Source organism: Peribacillus asahii, from assembly GCF_004006295.1.
Classification (GTDB): domain Bacteria; phylum Bacillota; class Bacilli; order Bacillales; family DSM-1321; genus Peribacillus; species Peribacillus asahii_A.
Genome location: NZ_CP026095.1, coordinates 4,806,118 through 4,826,182 on the forward strand (window position 1 = coordinate 4,806,118; position 20,065 = coordinate 4,826,182).

The following is a 20,065-nucleotide window of genomic DNA, read 5'->3' on the forward strand; positions in this document are numbered from 1 at the left end:
GCGTTCTTTGCCTTCTGAAGTGCTCGTCTAGACCATAGAACCGATAGCACCCGGAGCTAGACACCAAAACATATCGAAAATTTTATACTCTCTTACCTTATTAACAATAAGCGTAAGGCACGATAACAATTTTATCTACTATTCATAGAAAAAGAAAAAAAGTGAAAGGACGTATTGCCCAATCACATTTTTTTCGTCTATCTCTATTTTATCAATTTTCTACAGATAAGATAGGAGTAAAATTTTCTACTACTTAAAATTACACTAGATTTACTTAATTTCTTTTACATGAACAGTTAGTGTAGCTGTTACTTCATGATGAAGTTTTACTGGGAATTTCGTATGTCCTAAAGAACGAATGCCATCTGCTAAATCCATTTTACGTTTGTCGATTTTAATACCATGTTTCTTTTGAAGTTCATCAGCAATTTGTTTCGTTGTAATCGATCCAAATAATCGACCGCCTTCTCCTGCCTTTGCAGAAAGCTCAACTGTTAATTTCTCTAACGTTTCTTTTAACTCTTTTGCTTGTTGTAACTCTTCTGCAGCCAGCACTTGCTCTTTATTTTGTTGTGCCTCTAATGTTTTGATATTTGCATTATTCGCTTCTACTGCTAATCCTTGCTTTAATAAGAAGTTATGTGCATAGCCGTCCGCTACGTTTTTCACTTCTCCTTTTTTCCCTTTACCTTTTACATCTTTTAGAAAAATAACTTTCATTCTTTTTGTCCTCCTTCTAAGTATTCATCAATGGCTTCAAGCAATCTTTTTTCTACTTCTTCAACAGAGCCAATTTGCTGAGCTGCTGCATTCGTAAGATGGCCGCCTCCATTCAACATTTCCATAATCACTTGAACGTTAATATCACCAAGTGAGCGGGCGCTGATCCCAACTGTGTCTTCAGAACGTTTTGCTATCACAAATGATGCTAATACTCCATCCATTGAGAGAAGTGTATCGGCTGCTTGCGCAATTAATACTTGATTATGAATGGCATTGTCTTTAGAGGTGGCAATCGCAATCCCTTGCTTATAAAAGGAAACCTCCTTAATCAACTTTGCTCGTTCAATATACGTATCAACATCTTCCTTTAAAAACTTTTGCACAAGAACAGTATCCGCTCCACGTGCCCGCAAATAAGACGCAGCATCAAACGTACGTGAGCCTGTGCGAAGTGTAAAGCTTTTCGTATCCACAATGATTCCAGCAAGCAGCGCTGTTGACTCCAGCATATCAATTTTACTTCGTTTTGGTTGATATTCAAGTAATTCGGTCACAAGCTCGGCTGTAGAAGATGCATAAGGCTCCATATAAACAAGTAAAGAATGATTAATGAACTCTTCGCCACGACGATGATGATCAATCACAACTACTTTATCGATGCGGTTTAACACGCGCTCATCCATCACCATCGATGGCTTATGTGTATCCACTACAACAAGCAATGTTTCATCCGTAACCATCTCTAATACTTCATCTGGTGAAATAAAGCGTGTATATAATTCCGGCTTATTTTCAATTTCAGCCATTAAACGACGAACACTATTATCGAGCTGTTGTCGATCAATGACAATATATCCATCGCGCTCATTCATTTGAGCTACTTTTAAAATCCCAATCGCTGATCCAATTGCATCCATATCGGGATTTTTATGGCCCATAACAATCACTTTATCACTTTCAAGTACCATGTCCTTTAAAGCGTGAGAAATAACGCGAGCCCGCACTCTTGTGCGCTTCTCCATCGGGTTTGTTTTACCGCCAAAGAATTTTACTTTTCCATTTGACTGCTTAATTGCAACTTGGTCTCCACCACGGCTTAATGCCAAATCTAAGCTTGATTGAGCAAGGGCCCCTAGCTCAGGTAAAGATGAAACTCCAGAACCAACACCAATACTTAAAGTTAGCGGAACATTTTGCTTCGCTGTCGTTTCGCGAATCTCATCTAATATTGTAAACTTTCCTTTTTCTAACTGATGAAGAATATTTTCATTAAAGACCGTTATAAAACGCTCAGATGATGTTCGTTTCAAAAACACGCCATTTTCTTTTGCCCACTTATCAAGCAAAGAAGTAACTAAACTATTCAAGCTGCTTTTACGTTGGTCGTCCATGCCCTGTGTTAACTCATCATAGTTATCTAAATAAATCGTTGCAATAACCGTTCTTTCATCTTCATACGTTTTTTCTATTTCTACTTGCTCTGTCACATCGAAGAAATACAGTAATCGTTCATCTCGTTTATGAATGACTTTAAATTTACGCTCGTTTAATGTCACTATGTCCATCTCAATTTCTTGCTTTACAAGCGGGACAAGAGACTCTGCGACATCATACAGCGACCTTCCTGCGAGCGAATCCTCGGCAAAGCAAGACGCTAAAAATGGATTTGTCCATTCGATATAATAATCTTCATTAATTAACATAATCCCAATCGGCATTTCTAATAAGGCTTCCTCACCGACTTTCTTTAATCGGTAAGATAAGGTTGTAATATACTCTTCTGTTCGACGTTGATGCAGAATCATTTTTTTTATCGTCAAATAAAATAAGCCTGATACGACAACTACTCCAATAGCTGCGATTATCCAATTATAATACGCAAACATACCTATACATAAAACAGCGACAATAAACAGCCCATACAATGGAGATCGTATCGAACGCTCCTTAAAAAAAGATGGCATAATTTCAGCTCCTAAAAGCATCTGGTTTACTAAGGCTACTTCGACTTCGTAATTGCCTCACGAAATGGAAATCCTAAATCTATTATACCTAATATCCGGACGATAGTAAGGAAAATCGGATTTAGTAACGATACAACGGTAATTAAAATAGGTACAAATTTTCCCCAACCTTTCACGTAACTTATATAAAAAATAAGTGAAAAGCCTTGTAAAAGGATAAATAATTGCAAAATAAACATCAAATTTAATATCGCCATATTCACATAGCTATGATCATCCGTATTCATGAAAAAAGTAGCTACAAGTATAATTAAATAATACCATAAAATACTTTTGGGCAGACGAAGTTCACGAAAAAGCGGCCATTTCACCACTTTGTCACTAAATCGCTTGATAAACGGTTGAGAAGCTAGAATGAATATATACGCCATTACCATGGCAGAAATAACTAGCATACTTGGAATCATCATTGGAATCATCTCAATCGAATCACGCATTTGCTGCTTCATATCATCTGTTACATTTTGCCCAAGCATATCCATCATATCAAAGGATGTTTCCATCGATTCCTCAACCATCGTTAACGTTTCATCTACTACATTCATGTCTAATATGATATTCGTGGCAATAAGGATGAGTAAACTCCCGGCTGTAAAAGCAAGAACTGAACTAATAAACATCTGAATCGTTGATTTATTATGTTTTACATGATATCCGATAACGATTCCCATTACTCCCGTTAACAAAACGGTAGGCAAGGATAAAATAGTTCCAATAATGATCCCCAGTACAGAGGCCACAGCTAAAAATCCGATTGACCAAGAAATGCTTTCTTTAATCATTACTAATACAAAAGGGATGGGTAACAAGAAAAAAGTAATCATTCCTAGGAACGGGATATGTATCGTTATAAATAATAAAATACTGTACAGAGCTAAAAGCATACCGCCTTCAGCAATTTTCTTTCCTTTATTCAATCCTTCACATCCTCTCCATCAAACATATTTTCTTATGTACCGCTTTTATTGTAGCTGTTTCTACTATAGAATTTCAAACATCGCTTATATTCCCCTTTTTTAAACCATAACTTGATTCCATAATTTTATTGATAAGAGGGCTTAAGCGATAAAACATTCTAAAAAGAGAACCGCATAATTTGATTGTATTCAAATTGATGATTTGATTAGGAAGCACCATATCCTCCTCAAAAATTAGCTCCAACGATGATTAGGAGGATAAATAAAACAGCTACACATGCAAAACCTCCGCCAACTCCAAAGCTATTACCATTTGGCATAGTAAATCATCTCCTTGTTTTTAAGGAGGTATTTACTATAGGTTGTATCATGTTATGCTTTACCTAGATAAATATCACACCTGCATGTACACAATATGATTTAACAAATCTTAGCTTATAAAAAAAGGCACATTAGGAAAACTCCCAATGTGCCTTTTTATTTGAATTATTCACCAGATACATATGGTAATAATGCCATAGTACGTGCGCGTTTAATAGCAATCGTTAATTTACGTTGGTATTTAGCGCTTGTACCTGTTACACGACGTGGTAAAATTTTACCACGTTCTGAAACGAATTTTTTAAGTAAATCTACATCTTTGTAGTCAATGTTAGTGATTCCGTTTGCTGTGAAATAACAAACTTTACGACGTTTAGCACGTCCACCTCTACGTCCACCTGCCATGTTCATTTCCCTCCTCAAATTTTAGTATCTTCAAATGTATTAGAATGGAAGATCATCATCGGAAATATCGATTGTTTTACCGTCATTTGCGAATGGATCATCATCTACACGAGTGAAGTTATCATTGTTGCGTTGATTCTGATTTGGATTTGAATTTCCTCCAAACGGATTATCATAGTTGTTATCGTTATAACTTCTTTGAGATCCGTAAGAACCGCCTTCATTTCTTCCACCCGCTGAACTGCTTCGTGGTTCAAGGAATTGAACGCTATCAGCTACAATCTCTGTTACATATACGCGTTTGCCGTCTTGTCCCTCATAATTACGTGTTTGGATACGTCCATCCACGCCAGCTAAACTACCTTTTTTCAAATAGTTTGCTACATTTTCTGCAGGTTTACGCCAAACTACACAATTAATGAAATCCGCATCACGATCACCTTGCTGGTTCGAAAACGTTCGATTAACAGCTAAAGTAAAGGTAGCTACAGGTACTCCATTTGGTGTATATCGCAAATCAGGATCTTTCGTTAAGCGACCTACTAAAACTACGCGATTCATCATCAGAATCAACCCCTACATTACCGAATATGCCTCACGTGAAACATATTGTGGAATTTATATTAAATGTTAAATTAAGCTTCAACTTTTGTTGCCATGTGGCGAATGATGTCTTCGCTGATTTTTGCAAGACGATCAAATTCTTGAATCGCAGCTGCATTAGAATCAGTTTTAACAAGTACGTAGTAACCGTCACGGAAATCATTGATTTCGTAAGCAAGACGACGTTTACCCCATTCTTTAGCTTCTACTGTTTCCGCTCCATTGTCAGTAAGGATTGTGTTGAAACGTTCAACTAAAGCTTTTTTAGCCTCTTCCTCAATGTTTGGACGGATGATGTACATAATTTCGTATTTTCTCATCACTGTCACCTCCTTTTGGTCTAAGCGGCCCAATTGGGCAAGGAGCAATTATTTATAATTACTCACAAGATAAGATTATAGCATGTTTTTTCAGGCTTTGCAACGAACAAAAGTGAAAGTGCTCAAACTAGACGAATCGATACTATGTTTTTACCTCTACATTCATATTAATACAAGAATCAAAAATGGATTCCCCAAAAAGGAAATCCATTTTTATCTAGTTATTAAACGTTAAAACGGAAATGGATGACATCGCCGTCTTGAACAACATAATCTTTACCCTCTAAGCGAACTTTTCCTGCTTCTTTTGCCGCATTGTGACTGCCCGCTGCTAACAAGTCTTCGTAAGCAACCGTTTCTGCACGGATAAATCCACGTTCAAAATCTGTATGAATAATACCAGCACATTGTGGAGCCTTCATGCCTTTACGGAATGTCCATGCACGAACCTCTTGTACACCAGCTGTGAAGTATGTTGCAAGACCAAGCAAATGGTAGGAAGCACGAATTAATTGATCTAAACCAGACTCTTCAATGCCTAGCTCAGATAAGAACATCGCTTTCTCTTCCCCATCAAGCTCTGAAATCTCTTCTTCAATTTTTGCACAAACTACAATTACTTCTGCACCTTCATTAGCTGCATATTCGCGAACTTGCTGTACATATTCGTTTTCAGACGGATCAGCAATTTCATCTTCACTTACGTTTGCCACATATAGCATTGGTTTGATTGTTAATAAGTGCATTCCTTTAACCACTTTTGATTGCTCTTCTGTAAACTCGACCGTACGAGCTGGCTTTTCTGCCTCTAGCGCTTCTTTTAGAGCAACAAGAATTTCATGCTCGAACATAGCATCTTTATCTTTTTGCTTTGCCATTTTTGCTACTCGCTCAATTCGTTTATCAACAGATTCCAAGTCAGCAAGAATTAACTCAAGATTAATAACTTGAATATCATCAATTGGATCAACCTTACCTGATACGTGTGTAATATTTTCGTCTGCAAAACAACGAACAACCTGACAAATCGCATCCACTTGACGAATATGCGAAAGGAATTTATTTCCTAGTCCTTCCCCTTTACTTGCTCCTTTTACAATCCCAGCAATATCCGTGAATTCAAAAGCAGTTGGTACAACTTTCTTTGGTTGTACAAGTTCCGTTAGTTTTTGTAAACGATGATCAGGTACTTCTACAATACCGACATTTGGGTCGATTGTACAAAAAGGATAGTTAGCAGATTCTGCACCTGCTTGTGTAATTGCATTAAACAATGTCGATTTACCTACGTTCGGCAAACCAACGATACCAGCTGTTAAAGCCATTTATCTTCACTCCTCTAAATTACGAACTTAAACCTTTCCCAATTATAGATTTCACATTATAAAAAGACAACCCTATTCCTAGGGTAGACTACACTATCTCCATAAAAAAAGCATGATTATTCCTCATGCTTCAATAAAACTTTTTTCATTTTTTTAACAAACTCTCGTCTTGGCAGCATTACACTATGGCCGCATCCCTCACACTTTATACGAATGTCCATTCCTAAACGGATAATCTTCCACTTATTCACACCGCAAGGGTGTGGCTTTTTCATTTCTACAACATCATATAGTGCAAATTCTTTCTCTTCCATGCTCACACCGATCCTTCCTCGCCACTATTTAACGTCGATTTTATGCCAAACTCATCTAAAACAGGCCTTAATTCTTTCCTAATCAAACGACTTACTTCATCTTGCTTGGTTGGTTTCGTTTCCGTAGTAATTCTAAGAACAATTTCACCCGATTCAAGTATTTCACTTTCTTCAAGCTCCAGTACTTTCACAATTTCATCTGCTTTTCTTTCTAACTGACTTAATTTCTCATATATAAGCTTCTCAGCTAATTCAAGCCGATCATCATTCACGATAGTCATATCTACAATAGACACGCTATTTAAAATCGAGTAGTTCGTCACTTGAAGGATACTTCCATTCGGAATAAGATGTAACTCTCCTGTCTTACTTTTCAACTTTGTCGTTCGCAGTCCGATTTCAAGGACTTCACCTTCAAACGTATTAATTTTAATATAATCTCCTACGGAAAATTGATCTTCAAAAATAACAAAAAAACCGGAAATTACATCTTTGACCAAGCTTTGCGCCCCAAAACCAACAGCAAGTCCAACAATCCCCGCTCCGGCAAGCAATCCTTTTACAGCAAATCCACAGTACTCTAGAATCATAATGGCAGATATAAAATAAATTATGTATGTAATAATATTTTCTAGTAATTTTAATAACGTCGTTTCTCTTCGTTCATTTGTCCGAAGTGGACTTTTTGCTCGAACAAGAAAAATATTACGAAGTGTCTTTTTTGCCACTGTAATTATGACCTTTGATAACACCAATACAAGGATAATTTTAATAATCGTGTCTGTTAGGGCTATCCATGTCGCCTCGTTTGAAATTTTATCCATAAATTGATTATACATACGCACTGAATAATCCATACATTCCCACCTATCTCTTTCAATAAAACGATCTATATTATTTTATCATCAATAAACTCTTTTTCTACAAAAAGCTATACACAATAACATAGTAAAACGATATTTTTTTATAAGCACGCAGGAATATATCAGGATTTTCTTTAATATATATTATAGGATATTCTTAATAAAGAACATACACTTCTACTTAACATCCCTCATTTTAACTACTTGTACGTATAATTTTCCATTTTCTACCGTATACTGATTACTAATCATTTTAGAAAGGAGTGGGGCCTATGACGATAAATTCTAGTATATTTAATCATGACAATAGACTGAGCCGCATTCTACACGAGGACTCAGATGCATCATACAAAATATCAAAAGAATTACTAAATCTTCTTCCTAAAGAAAAACTCCAACCCATTGTCTTTGTATGCATCGGTACAGATCGTTCAACAGGTGATTCTCTTGGCCCACTAGTTGGCACACTTTTAAAAGAAAAAAAGACGTCTACCTCTTCCTTCTATGTATACGGTACGTTAGCAGAACCCATTCATGCCATGAATTTAGAGGAAAAGTTAGCGGAAATTGAGAAGTTGCATACTAATCCATTTATTATTGGAATTGACGCTTGTCTCGGTAAAGTAAGAAGTGTTGGCATCGTCCAAATTGGAGAGGGGCCTGTTAAACCAGGGGCTGGAGTTAATAAGGAGCTACCATCTGTCGGTCATGCCCATATTACAGGAATCGTAAATGTTAGTGGGTTTATGGAGTTCATGGTTTTACAAAATACCCGCTTAAACCTTGTACTAAATATGGCTAAAACAATTGCAGATGGCATTCACTCCACCCATCTTCAATTCAACCTCAAACATAATTTTCAACCACTTCCTTGGTCCATCAATCAAGAAAAAACGTTATAAACGAAAAACGTGAGCAGTTTTACCCACTCACGTAACACATTCAATGATTCCAAAAAGGGAAGGCGTGGGAAGTCCCCGTCTTTCCTTTTTTTCATGGCTATCATTAATGAATATTGTTGATTGATACATTTTTTTACAGAACCTTTTTCATATTATAAAAATAAATAAACAAACGATACAAATATACCAACGACTAGCATTCCAGGTAACAGGTTAGCGGCTCTAATTTTGGTTAATCCCATAATATTCAGTCCAATAACAGCAATCATTAATCCGCCTGTAGCTGTCATTTCAGCAATAAACATGTCCATCAACCCAGATGGAATCCACCGATCAATTTGTGTTGCTAAAAGGGCAATAACCCCCTCATACAAAATAATAGGGATGACTGAAAACAAAACGCCGATCCCTAATGTACTCGAAAGAATAATCGCTGTAAAGCCATCAATAATGGCCTTTGTAATTAACACTGTATGATCATTCCGAATTCCACTATCTAAGGCGCCTAAAATAGACATGGCTCCAATACAAAAGATGAGCGTTGCTGTCACAAACCCTTGTGAAATAGACGTTCCCTCTGTTTGTTTCATTTTACTTTCAATCCATTTTCCTAACGCATTTAAATGCTTCTCTATATCAATCCATTCTCCAATGACCGCTCCGATTACAATACTTAAAATAACAATTAAATATTGTTCACTTTTAAAGGTCATTTGTAATCCCATAACAGCGACCGCTAAACCAATCCCACTCATCACGGTTTCTTTCACTTTTTCAGGGATATTTTGTAGAAACCTACCAACAATTGCTCCAATAGCAATACATGCTGCATTCACTAATGTTCCTAATAAGACCATAATCTCTCCGCCAGTTGTTATTATCCATTCTCTTGATTAATTAATTCTAATATACGAGTTAAATCTTCTTGAGAGAAAAACTCAATTTCAATTTTTCCTTTTTTCTTACTTTGCTTAATTGTCACGGTTGTCCCTAATTTCTCACGAAGATTCGTTTCATACTCTTTGATAAAAATATCCTTTTTCGTTTGCTCTTTCTTCTTTGTTTCACGTGAAACGCCCTCATTTAATTGCTGAATGTATCGTTCTAGTTGACGAACATTCATCTTTTCTTGCATCACCTTTGAAACAACTATATTTAATTTCTCTTTTTTCTTTAAAGAAAGCAAGGCTCGTCCATGTCCCATTGAAATCTTGCCTTCTGAAATATAATTTCGAATTTCTTCCGGCAATGTTAGTAGTCGAACATGATTGGTAATATGGGGACGACTTTTCCCAAGACGCTTTGCCAGTTCATCTTGAGTGATATTTAATCGCTCTAGTAATAGTTGATAAGCAAATGCTTCTTCAATTGGATTTAAATCTTCTCTTTGCAAATTTTCTAAAATAGCAAGCTCCATCATTTGCTGCTCGCTAAATTCCCTCACCACAACAGGTACAGTTTTTAAACCGGCCTCCGTTGCTGCACGGTATCGCCTTTCACCGACAACAATCTCATAGCCTTTAATACTTTTTCGGGCAATGATGGGCTGCAAAATACCATGTACAAGAATAGATTGCTTTAGTTCTTCAATTGCCTCTCCATCGAATATTTTTCTTGGCTGGTAAGGGTTCGGTCTTAATTCTTGTAACTTCACTTCTTTAATGATTTCATCTTTTTCGACTTCAACCTTTTCAACATTATTAAACAATGCATTAATCCCTTTGCCAAGTCCTCTAGCCATTTACTACCACTTCCTTTGCCAATTCTAGATAAACCTCCGCCCCTTTTGACTTTGGGTCATATATAATAATCGGTTCTCCGTGGCTTGGCGCCTCACTTAAACGAACATTCCGTGGAATAATCGTACGATAGACTTTATCTTGGAAATATTTCTTTACCTCATCAATGACTTGAATACCTAAATTTGTTCTAGCATCAAACATAGTGAGTAAAACACCTTCAATTCTCAAATCCTGATTTAAATGCTTTTGCACAATTCGAACCGTGTTAAGCAGCTGACTTAGACCTTCTAAGGCGTAGTATTCACATTGTACAGGAATTAAGACAGCATCCGCAGCAGTAAGTGCATTTAACGTAAGCAAGCTTAATGATGGCGGACAATCAATCAAAATATAATCATATTGATGAACAACCTCTTCTAAAGCCCGCTTTAAACGAATTTCCCTTGAAATGGTTGGCACAAGTTCAATTTCAGCTCCTGCTAACTGAATCGATGCTGGAATGACATCTAGATTTTCAATCTTCGTTTCTTTAATGACAGCACTTGCTTCCACATCATCCACTAATACATCGTAAATACATTGTTCCACATCCGATTTATCAATCCCTGCACCACTTGTTGAATTTCCTTGCGGATCAATATCTACAAGCAGCACTTTTTTTCCTATATAGGCTAAACAAGCACTAAGGTTAACGGTTGTTGTCGTTTTTCCGACACCGCCTTTTTGATTCGCAATGGCAAGAATCCTACCCACAAAGTCACCTACTTTCGACACAAATCTATCTATCTCTCTATCTATTATCTATTTTATCATGAATAATTTACTAAAATCTTATAAATATTGGTTATTTGTTAGATTACCTTTTCAGGTAGATTTGTTTTAATGACCCTTTCCTCGCTATACTAAAAAACGACATTATGCTACAGTGCGTGGTTAATGAAAAAGAAGCTTGGCAATCCAAGATTACCAAGCCACTCGCTATTTAAGGTCTTTTCTTCGGTATTTTAATCGTAAATTGATAATACTCATCGAAATCTTCTTCTTCTGTATCTACATTAATGCCATTATCTGTGACCATATTTAAAGATTGGCGAATCGTGTTGACCGCAATTCGCATATCTTTACTAAAAGCTTTACGCTTTGGCTTTGGCTTTGGTTTTTGATCAGAATTGGAGAGTAGTTTAACTACACATTCTTCTGTTTGCTTGACATTTAAACCCTTTTCGATAATTTCCTCTAAAAGCTTTACCTGCATCATCGGATTTTTCAAAGGGATTAACGAGCGGGCATGCCGTTCAGTAATTTGTTTTTGAAGAAGAGCATCTTGAACTTCTTGTGGAAGCTTAAGTAGTCGGAGCTTATTCGCAACTGTAGATTGCCCGATACCAAGTCTTTGAGCTAATGCTTCCTGGGTTAAACTATGTAATTCAATTAGCTTACCATAGGCAATAGCTTCTTCGATTGGTGTTAATTCTTCACGTTGTAAATTTTCAATTAAAGCAACGGAGGCTGTTTCAGCATCATTAAATTCTTTCACAATAACAGGGGCTTTTTCCCAGCCTAACTTCTTCATTGCACGGTAACGACGCTCACCAGCAATAATTTCAAACTTCCCTTGCTCATATTCTCTAACAACAATCGGTTGAATAATCCCATGTGTATGAATGGTTTGAGCTAGTTCAGCAATTTTCTCTTCATTAAAAACAGTTCTTGGTTGATAACGGTTAGGCACAATCTCAGAAATGGAAATTTCCCTGATGCCTTCTTGACTGCTAGGTGTCTCTATCTCTAGTTGTTCTTCCTTTTCACCAAATCCAAAGAACCGCGAAAAAGGATGCTTCATCTCCATACACCACCTTTTAAAACTCCCAATTAACATATTCTCTATTAACTTGACAAGTCCTGCATAAATTTGTCATTTCCCATTGACCTGTCTTAATAGCTAACAAAAATCGGGGCTTGTATTCGTTGAAATTTGCTAGTAATCCGCTTATTCAATCGGTTGTTTATTTGGTGTACCAGGCTTTCGAGGATATTTTTTTGGTGTATTTTTGACCTTTTTAACGATCACAATATTCCGATCACTATGTTCTTCTGGTAAAGAGAAGGAGTGAACTTCCTCGACTTTTCCACCAAGTGTAACAATCGCTTTCTTTCCAACCTCTATTTCTTCATTGGCACTTGCTGCTTTCATCGCAATGAAGGTTCCGTCCACTTTTGCAAGCGGTAAACAAAGTTCGCTTAAAACGGACATTCGAGCAACAGCGCGCGCCATCACGATATCGTACGTTTCCCTTTGCTCTGCTTTTTGGGCAAACGTTTCTGCACGATCATGATAGAATTTCACACCTGTTAGCTTTAAAGAACTGGCCAAATGGTCTAAAAAAGAAATACGTTTATTCAGTGAATCGACAATTGATACCTGAATATTAGGGAAACAAATCTTAAGTGGAATGCTCGGAAACCCTGCTCCAGCTCCTACGTCACAAAGATGATAAGGCTTGTTAAAATCAAAGTAAAAAGAAGCACTAATTGAATCATAAAAATGCTTTAAGTAGACTTCCTCTTTATCTGTGATAGCCGTTAAATTCATCTTTTCGTTCCATTCCACGAGCAATTTGTAATATGTTTCAAATTGCTCAAGCTGTTGTGTCGAAAGGGTAATCCCCTTCCCCTCTAATGCTTGCTGAAATTGTTCAATATTCATCTATTTATTCCATCCTTTATAGGAAAAGGGGCGGAACTCCGCACACTTTTTTGATTAACCTTGAGTTTGAGAACTACTTTATCAAACTTAAGGCTTTTATTCGTGCACGCTCCGTTCACGCCGCCTTTAATAATATTACTTTTGTTTCGACTATTGTGAAATACGGGCAATTTTACCTTGCTCTAAATACACAAGCAGAATAGAAACATCGGCTGGGTTTACTCCTGAGATACGAGAGGCCTGTGCGACAGAAAGCGGGCGAACTTGCTTCAATTTTTGACGAGCTTCTGTAGCTAAACTACCGATTGCATCATAATCAATATCTTCTGGAATTCTTTTGTTCTCCATTTTCTTCAGACGATCGACTTGTTGCAGGGATTTTGCAATATAGCCCTCATACTTAATTTGGATTTCCACCTGTTCCATTACTTCATCGTCTAGCTCGATTTCGCTCGGTGCTAATTGTTGAATATGCACATAACTCATCTCAGGACGCTTTAATAAATCAGCAACGCGAATTCCGTCTTTTAACTCTGTCCCGCCATTCTCTCTAATCACTGATTGAACTTCTTCAGATGGCTTTAAAATAATGGATTGTAATCGTTCTTTTTCCGCTTCAACGGCCGCTTTCTTAGCTAAGAAACGCTCATAACGTTCATTGCTAATCATGCCAATCTTATGGCCAATTTCCGTTAAACGCATATCAGCATTATCATGACGAAGCAGCAAACGATATTCTGCACGAGACGTTAATAAGCGATATGGTTCATTCGTCCCCTTTGTAACAAGGTCATCAATAAGAACACCAATATAAGCATCAGAGCGGCTTAAAATAACTTCTTCTTTACCGATGGCTCTTAATCCGGCATTCATACCAGCCATAAGACCTTGACCTGCAGCTTCCTCATATCCGCTCGTACCATTAATCTGACCAGCTGTGTATAAGTTCTTCACCTTTTTCGTTTCTAATGTTGGCCAAAGTTGAGTTGGAACAATCGCATCATACTCAATGGCATAACCGGCACGCATCATTTCAACGTTTTCTAAACCAGGAATGGAAGCAAGCATTTTACGTTGAACATCTTCTGGTAAACTCGTTGATAAACCCTGTACATAAACTTCCTGTGTATTACGGCCTTCTGGTTCAAGGAAGATTTGGTGACGCGGTTTATCATTAAAACGAACAACTTTATCTTCAATGGATGGGCAGTAACGCGGACCTGTTCCTTTAATCATCCCTGAATACATCGGTGAGCGGTGCAAGTTAGCATCAATAATTTGATGCGTTTCTAGACTCGTATACGTTAACCAGCATGGTAGTTGATCGGTAATATATTTCGTCGTTTCATAAGAAAATGCACGTGGTACATCGTCCCCAGGTTGAATTTCGGTTTTACTATAATCAATCGAAGAACTATTAACCCTTGGCGGTGTACCTGTTTTAAAACGAACTAAGTCGAAGCCCAATTCCTCTAAGTGCTCAGATAATTTAATCGAAGGCTGTTGATTGTTCGGACCGCTCGAGTATTTTAATTCTCCGAGAATAATTTCTCCTCGTAAAAACGTCCCTGTCGTAATCACGACCGTGTTTGCACGATAAATAGCGCCCGTTTGTGTAATAACACCCTTTACGATATCGTCTTCAACAATAAGCTGCTCAACCATACCTTGTCTTAGTGTCAAATTAGGTTGATTTTCAATCGTTCTTTTCATCTCATGCTGGTATAGAAATTTATCAGCCTGAGCACGCAAAGCACGTACAGCTGGACCTTTCCCCGTATTCAACATTCTCATTTGAATATGCGTCTTATCGATATTGCGTCCCATTTCTCCGCCTAATGCATCGATTTCTCGCACAACAATCCCTTTTGCAGGACCGCCAACGGAAGGATTACAAGGCATAAACGCCACCATATCCAAGTTGATTGTTAGCATTAAAGTTTTCGCACCGACCCGAGCGGCTGCAAGACCGGCTTCGCTGCCCGCATGCCCTGCTCCAACGACAATTACGTCATAACTACCTGCTTCATATTGCATTTAAAAACGTCTCCTCTTAACTTTTATTTTCCTAAACAAAATTGTGAGAACAACTGATTAATTAAATTATCTTGAACACTTTCTCCAATAACTTCACCTAGCAATTCCCATGCTTTTGTAAAATCAATTTGGACTAAATCAATCGGTGTATCCATTTCAATCGCATCAATTGCATCCGTAATAGCCTGTAAAGCTTGCCCTAACAAGGCAATATGACGAGTATTGGATACATACGTTAAATCGCTTGCTTCTAGTGAGCCTTCAAAGAATAAATCAGCAATCGCTTCTTCCAATTCATCAATACCTTGTTCCTCCAATAAGGAAGTTGTGACAACTTTATGCGATCTGGCTAATTCATAAACACGTTCCAAATCAATTTTTTGCGGTAAATCAGTTTTATTCACAATCACGATAACATCCATACCACTAACCGCTTCAAACAGACTTTCATCCTCTGCTGTTAATTCATCTGAATAATTCAACACAAGTAAAATTAAATCTGCTTCTTTTAGAACAGCACGTGACCGTTCGACACCAATACGCTCGACGATATCCTCTGTTTCACGAATGCCAGCTGTATCAACAAGCTTTAAAGGAACACCACGAACATTGACATACTCTTCAATGACATCACGGGTTGTACCAGGTATATCGGTAACAATCGCTTTATTTTCCTGAACTAAACTATTCAATAGTGAAGACTTTCCAACATTCGGACGGCCAATGATAACCGTTGCTAATCCATCGCGTAAGATTTTTCCTTGCTGTGATGTTGTTAATAGCTTTTCAATTTCCTGCTTTACATAATTCCCTTTTTCCAAAAATAAACGATGCGTCATTTCCTCCACATCATCATACTCTGGATAATCTATATTAACCTCGACAACAGCGAGTGTTTCTAAAATTTCCTGTCGCAATTTTTGAATGAGTTTTGATAAACGTCCTTCCATCTGTCCTAAAGCAACATTCATCGCCTTATCTGTTTTGGCACGAATTAAGTCCATTACAGCTTCTGCCTGTGAAAGGTCAATACGCCCATTTAAAAAGGCACGCTTCGTAAACTCGCCAGGTTCTGCAAGTCTAGCTCCTTGTGATAAAATGAGCTGTAATACCCGATTCACAGAAACAATGCCTCCATGACAATTGATTTCCACGACATCTTCTCTTGTAAATGTTTTTGGCCCCTTCATAACGGACACCATGACTTCTTCGACGATCTCCCCTGATTTCGGTTCTATTAAATGGCCGTAATGAATCGTATGAGAGTTCACTTGAAGAAGACTTTTTCCGCTTGGACCTCGAAAAATCCCATCAGCTATTTTAATTGCTTCATCCCCACTTATACGAACAATAGCAATTGCTCCTTCGCCAAGCGGCGTTGAAATAGCGGTGATTGTATCAAATTCCATGCTTTCACCTCTTACCTAGAAATCGTTCTATGTGTATTGTTCTATTCTAATAAAATGAAACTTTCATCAACGGATGGGCCGTTTCCCCCACTGATGGTTCGTTGAATGAATTAGGCCTTTACGGGCAGTTATTCCCCACTTATCTGTGATTGATTCCTCTCCGTCCTAAAGTGAAAGGCTTATGGCCCGTTCATCTGCAATAAAGTCCCTAAATACCTACAATACCACAGGAAAGAGGTGAAAAAAAGTAGAGACTATTCCCTGCCTTCCGTTATCCACAAGCTTTCAAAGCTATATTCTGTAACGTTTATTTTAACTTATCCACATGTGAATAACAATATAAGAAGAGAACAACTAGATTATTGAAGCTATTATCCTTTTTAATCTTTGAAAAAAACACAAATCCTTTATCAGTCAGCGCTAGTTCTTTTTCTTCATCATTCCAAATCTCTTATCGTTTCCTCCCGGCATAAGAAAAAACCCTTCGTCTCATTCATACGAAGGGTTTTTTCTATCTTTATTGGATTGGTGTAATGACTAAATAGCGATAAGGCTCAGTACCATGAGATGTCGTTTTAATTTTTCGGTCATTCATAAGAGCAGTATGAATCACCTTTCGCTCATATGAAGGCATTGGCTCTAGTGACACGGCTTTCCCTGTTCTAACTGCTTTATCAGCCATTCTCGTTGCTAACAAAATGAGTGTTTCGTTTCGACGTTCTCGATAACCTTCTGCATCAACGACAACATTCAAATATTGTTTAGCATGTCGATTCACCACAAGTTGAGTCAAATATTGAAGAGCATTTAATGTTTGACCTCGTTTTCCAATTACTAAAGCAATTTTTTCTCCGGATAGAAGAAACGTAATTGTTTTTCCTTGTCGCTGAATCATTATATCAGCTTGTACTCCCATTTCTTCACTTACTTTTTTCAAAAAGTGAAGAGATTCCTCGATAGGATCCGCTAACAACGTTACATGGACGATAGCTTGTCTAGAACCAAATAAACCAAATAGCCCTCTCTTGCCTTCATCTGCAATTTCAATTTCAACGCGATCTCTTGTGCTGTTAAGCTGAGCTAAAGCTGATTCAACTGCTGCTTCGACAGATTGTCCTGTAGCAGTTATCTTTTTCACTTTTTCTTTGCTCCCCCTGCATTTTCTGCAGCTGCTTTTTTCAACTCTGGGCCTTTAATAAAATAAGTTTGAACAATACCATAGATGTTCCCTACTACCCAATATAACGAAAGAGCCGCTGGGAAATTAAAAGCAAAAATCATAATCATAATTGGCATAATATACAGCATCATTGTCATTTGCGCTTGCATTTGTGGATTTGTATTCATACCAACCATTGACATTTTTTGCTGAATAAATGTCGTAATCCCTGCCACAATTGGCAAAATAAAAAATGGATCTGGTGAACCAAGGTCAAACCAAAGGAAATTGTCATTTGCGATTTGCCCCGTACGACTAATCGCATGATAAACACCAATTAAAATTGGCATTTGCACTACTATTGGTAAACATCCAGCAAGCGGATTGACATTATACTTTTGAAATAACGCCATTGTTTCTTGCTGTAATTGTCGTTGCGTAGCCTGATCTTTCGAACTGTATTTCGCTTGAAGTTCTTTCATTTCGGGCTGAATTGCTTGCATTGCTTTTGAGCTTTTTACTTGTTTAATCATAAGTGGAAGAATAGCTGTACGGATAATTAATGTAGCAGCAATTAAACCCCATCCATAACTATGGCCTAAATGTTCAGCGAGCCAAATAATTAACAATGACAGCGGATAAACAATATAGGAATTCCAAAATCCTTCACTTTCTGCGGTAATCGGCTCATTAATTTCTGTACAACCCGCTAGTAGCATCATAATCGAGGCCAATCCAATAATAGGTAATATTCGTTTCTTCAACCGTAACTTCCTCCTGACTACAATCAATCTCTATGAAACAATTTTGAACTGTTTAGACGCAGACTTCAAGTAAAAATTATCCAATTCAGAAATTCATATCTTACCTTAAGAAAGCGCATTCTTCCTAGTGCATCCTTGTTTCATCTATCTATTCATATATACCCTAGTTGTTTTTCAGTTTAAAAGTTAGTGATTTGGAACGTTTGAGCACATGGATTAAACTGCTCTTTACTTGAAAGAAGTCCATATCTGCGGCTGGTTTACGAGCAATAATGACATAATCCTTTCCGACATCAATTTCATTCTTTAATTCCAAAAACGTTTGTCGTATGTATCTTTTCACTTGATTCCGGACGACTGCATTGCCTACTTTTTTGCTGACAGAAAGGCCAATTCGGAAACAATCTTGGTCAGGTTTTTCAAGGACATAAACTACAAATTGACGGTTTGCAAAAGATTCCCCTTTTTTAAACACAAGTTGAAATTCTTTATCCTTCTTTATCCTTAACTTTTTTTTCATTTTCTACACCTTCAATAAACGAATTGGATCCCTAAGTGACGGTCTATTTGCGAAAAAAGACCACTGAGACTTTTCAGTGGTCTATGCAGATAATACTTTTCTGCCCTTGCGGCGACGTGCAGCTAATACTTTACGTCCGTTTTTTGTGCTCATGCGGGCACGGAATCCGTGAACTTTACTATGCTTGCGCTTATTCGGTTGATAAGTACGTTTCATTCTCTATGACACCTCCCTGAGGAATAACAGTTAAAGACAGTCCTTATGATTATATAGATGAGGTATAGTAAATGTCAACCTCATCCTTTGAATTTTTCTTTTTACACCTATTTGTCCAGTGAGTCTTTTTAAACGTTCTTCTCCATTGTAAATCATTTTCCTCATAATCGACATAGAAAATTTTGCCCAAATCCTTAAAAAGTATTGTTCATGGAAATAAATGATTGAAATATAACAGATTAAGAAAAGACATTTGTCGAATACTAAGACAAAATGATGCGTCAATCTTTCAGTGCCTGTCCTAATAATGATTGTGGATAGTTTTTTCGCGTTTCTAACAATATCCACAACTTTTTTCAACACTTTTACACATAATAATACCCTGTGGAAAAGTTTTTCCCACAGTCTGATATAGTTGTGGATAAAGTTTTGAAAACCATTGCACAAAGCCTAAAGTTTTGATATTATATATGTGTTTTCACTCTGAATAACTTTATCAACAGATTAGACTTATCCACAAAATGTGGATAAAGTGTGGATAGTTTATTCCAACTGTGTATATAATGTTATCCACAACGCGTGGATATTGTAGAAAATCTTCTTTTCTTCCTTATTAATATATATAGCTTAATGCCTGTTGATGAATAAATATACGTATAAATTCTCTCATTCTACATATAGGGTGGACAAAGGTTGTACAACACTATATGTAGCGTTTCGGAGATTAGTTATGATCGATTGCTATGTCGAAAATTATTTGAAGGACACGGCAATCGATACATTTATTTTGTCCT

General features: G+C 37.2%; 22 protein-coding genes. 1 reads left to right on the plus strand and 21 read right to left on the minus strand.

All coding sequences use genetic code 11. From position 1 onward, the window contains the following. Positions 1-270 precede the first annotated feature (270 nt). The 10 genes from rplI to BAOM_RS23780 form a co-directional block, all read right to left on the minus strand. Positions 271-720 (minus strand): 50S ribosomal protein L9, encoded by a 450-nt coding sequence (gene rplI, locus BAOM_RS23735; protein ID WP_127762372.1) that lies wholly within the window; start codon positions 718-720, stop codon positions 271-273. After that, the gene (locus tag BAOM_RS23740) at positions 717-2,687 is read right to left on the minus strand and encodes a DHH family phosphoesterase (RefSeq protein WP_127762373.1); all 1,971 of its coding nucleotides are present in this window, start codon (positions 2,685-2,687) and stop codon (positions 717-719) included. The genes rplI and BAOM_RS23740 overlap by 4 nt, the downstream gene beginning before the upstream one ends. Positions 2,688-2,722: 35 nt before the next feature. Next, entirely contained in the window at positions 2,723-3,664 is a 942-nt protein-coding gene (locus BAOM_RS23745) for a YybS family protein (RefSeq protein ID WP_127762374.1), read from the minus strand. A gap of 227 nt (positions 3,665-3,891) precedes the next feature. Beyond that, positions 3,892-3,984, minus strand: a complete 93-nt coding sequence (locus BAOM_RS23750) for a YjcZ family sporulation protein (protein WP_127762375.1) — start codon at positions 3,982-3,984, stop codon at positions 3,892-3,894. A 166-nt stretch (positions 3,985-4,150) separates the two neighbouring features. Continuing rightward, positions 4,151-4,390 (minus strand): 30S ribosomal protein S18, encoded by a 240-nt coding sequence (rpsR, locus tag BAOM_RS23755; protein ID WP_119118359.1) that lies wholly within the window; start codon positions 4,388-4,390, stop codon positions 4,151-4,153. A 39-nt stretch (positions 4,391-4,429) separates the two neighbouring features. Next, entirely contained in the window at positions 4,430-4,954 is a 525-nt protein-coding gene (ssb, locus tag BAOM_RS23760; RefSeq protein ID WP_127762376.1) for a single-stranded DNA-binding protein, read from the minus strand. Between the two features lie 71 nt (positions 4,955-5,025). Next, positions 5,026-5,313 (minus strand): 30S ribosomal protein S6, encoded by a 288-nt coding sequence (gene rpsF / locus BAOM_RS23765; protein WP_119118357.1) that lies wholly within the window; start codon positions 5,311-5,313, stop codon positions 5,026-5,028. 224 nt (positions 5,314-5,537) lie between these two features. Continuing rightward, entirely contained in the window at positions 5,538-6,638 is a 1,101-nt protein-coding gene (ychF, locus tag BAOM_RS23770; protein ID WP_127762377.1) for a redox-regulated ATPase YchF, read from the minus strand. A 116-nt stretch (positions 6,639-6,754) separates the two neighbouring features. Then, entirely contained in the window at positions 6,755-6,952 is a 198-nt protein-coding gene (locus BAOM_RS23775) for a DUF951 domain-containing protein (RefSeq protein ID WP_119118368.1), read from the minus strand. A 2-nt stretch (positions 6,953-6,954) separates the two neighbouring features. Further along, complete coding sequence (locus tag BAOM_RS23780; RefSeq protein ID WP_127762378.1) at positions 6,955-7,809, minus strand: mechanosensitive ion channel family protein; 855 nt, start codon at positions 7,807-7,809, stop codon at positions 6,955-6,957. 278 nt (positions 7,810-8,087) lie between these two features. On the opposite strand from BAOM_RS23780, the gene yyaC reads away from it, so the two are divergent. Further along, positions 8,088-8,717 carry a spore protease YyaC gene (gene yyaC, locus BAOM_RS23785; RefSeq protein ID WP_127762379.1) on the plus strand — a complete coding sequence of 210 codons (630 nt, stop codon included), beginning with the start codon at positions 8,088-8,090 and terminating at the stop codon, positions 8,715-8,717. Between the two features lie 152 nt (positions 8,718-8,869). Here the strand turns inward: yyaC and BAOM_RS23790 are convergent, their stop codons facing one another. From BAOM_RS23790 to rpmH, 11 genes are all read right to left on the minus strand, one after another. Continuing rightward, on the minus strand, positions 8,870-9,574 hold the full coding sequence (locus BAOM_RS23790) for a DUF554 domain-containing protein (protein ID WP_127762380.1): 705 nt from the start codon (positions 9,572-9,574) through the stop codon (positions 8,870-8,872). Between the two features lie 20 nt (positions 9,575-9,594). Then, complete coding sequence (locus tag BAOM_RS23795; protein ID WP_127762381.1) at positions 9,595-10,458, minus strand: ParB/RepB/Spo0J family partition protein; 864 nt, start codon at positions 10,456-10,458, stop codon at positions 9,595-9,597. Further along, a complete protein-coding gene (locus tag BAOM_RS23800) occupies positions 10,451-11,212 on the minus strand; it encodes a ParA family protein (protein WP_127762382.1) in 762 nt (253 codons plus the stop codon). The genes BAOM_RS23795 and BAOM_RS23800 overlap by 8 nt, the downstream gene beginning before the upstream one ends. A gap of 229 nt (positions 11,213-11,441) precedes the next feature. After that, positions 11,442-12,302, minus strand: coding sequence for a nucleoid occlusion protein (gene noc / locus BAOM_RS23805; protein WP_127762383.1), 861 nt, complete (start codon positions 12,300-12,302; stop codon positions 11,442-11,444). 147 nt (positions 12,303-12,449) lie between these two features. After that, on the minus strand, positions 12,450-13,166 hold the full coding sequence (rsmG, locus tag BAOM_RS23810) for a 16S rRNA (guanine(527)-N(7))-methyltransferase RsmG (protein ID WP_127762384.1): 717 nt from the start codon (positions 13,164-13,166) through the stop codon (positions 12,450-12,452). A 150-nt stretch (positions 13,167-13,316) separates the two neighbouring features. Then, positions 13,317-15,203 (minus strand): tRNA uridine-5-carboxymethylaminomethyl(34) synthesis enzyme MnmG, encoded by a 1,887-nt coding sequence (gene mnmG, locus BAOM_RS23815; protein ID WP_127762385.1) that lies wholly within the window; start codon positions 15,201-15,203, stop codon positions 13,317-13,319. 23 nt (positions 15,204-15,226) lie between these two features. Beyond that, positions 15,227-16,612 carry a tRNA uridine-5-carboxymethylaminomethyl(34) synthesis GTPase MnmE gene (gene mnmE / locus BAOM_RS23820; protein WP_127762386.1) on the minus strand — a complete coding sequence of 462 codons (1,386 nt, stop codon included), beginning with the start codon at positions 16,610-16,612 and terminating at the stop codon, positions 15,227-15,229. 517 nt (positions 16,613-17,129) lie between these two features. Then, entirely contained in the window at positions 17,130-17,750 is a 621-nt protein-coding gene (gene jag / locus BAOM_RS23825; protein WP_127762387.1) for an RNA-binding cell elongation regulator Jag/EloR, read from the minus strand. Next, a complete protein-coding gene (spoIIIJ, locus tag BAOM_RS23830; RefSeq protein ID WP_127762388.1) occupies positions 17,747-18,535 on the minus strand; it encodes a YidC family membrane integrase SpoIIIJ in 789 nt (262 codons plus the stop codon). Before spoIIIJ ends, jag begins: the two co-directional genes overlap by 4 nt. Before the next feature lie 163 nt (positions 18,536-18,698). After that, on the minus strand, positions 18,699-19,055 hold the full coding sequence (rnpA, locus tag BAOM_RS23835) for a ribonuclease P protein component (RefSeq protein WP_127762389.1): 357 nt from the start codon (positions 19,053-19,055) through the stop codon (positions 18,699-18,701). Between the two features lie 81 nt (positions 19,056-19,136). Continuing rightward, positions 19,137-19,271, minus strand: coding sequence for a 50S ribosomal protein L34 (rpmH, locus tag BAOM_RS23840; RefSeq protein WP_019243402.1), 135 nt, complete (start codon positions 19,269-19,271; stop codon positions 19,137-19,139). Between the last annotated feature and the right edge of the window lie 794 nt (positions 19,272-20,065).